Annotated in this window: 2 protein-coding genes; both read left to right on the top strand. The window is 64.4% G+C overall.

The window, feature by feature from the left end; all coding sequences use genetic code 11:
- Positions 1–389, top strand: a 389-nt coding sequence (gene tnpB / locus C404_RS60225; protein WP_021197861.1) for an IS66 family insertion sequence element accessory protein TnpB, incomplete at its 5' end; no start/stop codon positions are given.
- A 62-nt stretch (positions 390–451) separates the two neighbouring features.
- Positions 452–1981: an IS66 family transposase gene (tnpC, locus tag C404_RS58660; protein WP_009238807.1), complete on the top strand. Its 1530-nt coding sequence runs from the start codon at positions 452–454 to the stop codon at positions 1979–1981.
- The last annotated feature ends 30 nt before the right edge of the window (positions 1982–2011 follow it).

Here is a 2011-nt window from a genome sequence, read left to right as displayed (position 1 = left end):
TGGCCGGGATCGGCCGCAGCGCAGTGCGCCCAGTGGCTGCAAGGGTGGTTGCGTTGATTCGGGTGGACGCGATCTGGTTGGCCGTGGAGCCGCTGGACATGCGCGCCGGTACCGAAACGATCCTCGCGCGGGTCGTCAAGGTGTTCGGCGCGGCACGCCCCCACCACGCCTACCTGTTTGCCAATAAGAGTTCGACGCGCATGAAGGTGCTGGTCTACGACGGCTTCGGCATCTGGCTGGCCGCGCGGCGCCTCAACAAGGGGCGCTTCATCTGGACGAACGGCGACCAGGCGATCGCCACGGCGCTCAATCCCGAGCAATTGCGTGCGCTGGTGACGGGGCTGCCTTGGCAGACGCTCACCCACGACCACGCGATCACGGTCGTGTAATACCCCCAAAGCCGTAAACTGGCTTCCTTCCAGAGGACTTGGGGTTCTGGCAGACTCGCCGCATGAACCTACCCACCAACCTCGATGCCCTGAGCCCGGACGAACTGCGCACACTGGCTGCGCAGTTGATGGCCCAGGTCGGCGAGAAGGACCGGGAGTTGCGGTACCGGCAAGCCAAGATCGACCAGCTCACACACGAGCTGGCCATCCACAAGCGCTGGAAGTTCGGCAAGCGCAGCGAGCAACTGACATCTGAACAGGCGAGTCTGCTGGACGAAGCCATTGACGCAGACCTCGAGGCGATTGAGACCGAACTGGAAGCGCTCCTGCCGTCGTCCAAATCTGAAGCCAAGAGCAAGCCCAAGCGCCAGGCATTGCCGCCGCAGTTGCCGCGCACCGACATCCACCACGAGCCGGACGCAGAGACCTGCACCTGTGGGTGTGCGCTCAAGCGCATTGGCGAAGACATCAGCGAGAAGCTGGACTACACGCCGGGCACGTTCACCGTGGAGCGTCACATCCGCGGCAAATGGGTGTGCGATCAGTGTGAGACGCTGGTGCAGACGCCGGTGCCACCCCACGTCATCGACAAAGGCATCCCGACGGCCGGACTGCTGGCACATACGCTGGTGTCCAAGTTCGGCGACCACCTTCCCCTGTATCGGCAGGAGCGCATCTATGCGCGCGCCGGTCTGGCCATCCCGCAATCGACACTGGGCGCGTGGGTGGGCATCTGTGGCGTGCGTCTGCAACCGCTGGTGGACGCCCTGCAAGAAGAGGTTCTGAGCCACGGTGTTCTGCACGCCGACGAAACGCCAGTGCAGATGCTCGCGCCCGGCAATGGCAAGACGCACCGCGCCTACCTGTGGGCCTATGCGCCGAGCGAGTTCGAGAAGATGCGCGCGGTGATTTACCAGTTTGCGCCCAGCCGCAGCGGCGAGCACGCTCGCGCGTTCCTGGGGCAGTGGCAAGGCAAGCTGGTATGTGATGACTTCGCCGGCTACAAGGCCAGCTTCGACGGTGGCGTCACTGAGATCGGTTGCATGGCCCATTCGCGGCGCAAGTTCTTTGAACTGCACGACAAGCACAAGAGCGAATTGGCGGGCCAGGCACTGCGCTACATGGTGAGCTTGTACGAGATCGAGGCGCAAGTGCGGGATGCTGAGCCAGACCAGCGCCTGGCAGCGCGGCAACAAAGGGCTGGCCCGATTCTAGAGCGGCTGCACGCCTGGCTCGAGGAACAGCGACGCCGCGTCCCAGACGGCTCGGCGATCGCGCGGGCCATTGACTACAGCCTCAAGCGGTGGCCGGCTCTCGTGCGTTACCTCGACGACCCGACGGTGCCCATCGACAACAACCACGTCGAGCGACAGATCCGGCCGGTTGCCCTGGGTCGCTCCAATTGGTTGTTTGCAGGCTCACTGCGCGCCGGTCAACGCGCGGCTGCCGTCATGAGCCTGATCCAATCGGCCAAGCTCAACGGGCACGATCCCTACGCCTATCTGAAAGACGTCCTCACGCGACTGCCGACCCACAAGGCGGCCGACATCGCCGAACTGCTCCCGCATCGCTGGACGCCCAGCGCCACCTAGCTGGCAAGACGGGTTCACCGGGTGCTTACC

The organism is Ralstonia sp. AU12-08 (assembly GCF_000442475.1).
Classification (GTDB): domain Bacteria; phylum Pseudomonadota; class Gammaproteobacteria; order Burkholderiales; family Burkholderiaceae; genus Ralstonia; species Ralstonia insidiosa.
Note: the sequence above shows the minus strand (reverse complement) of the source record. Positions and strands in the feature narration are given on the sequence as shown.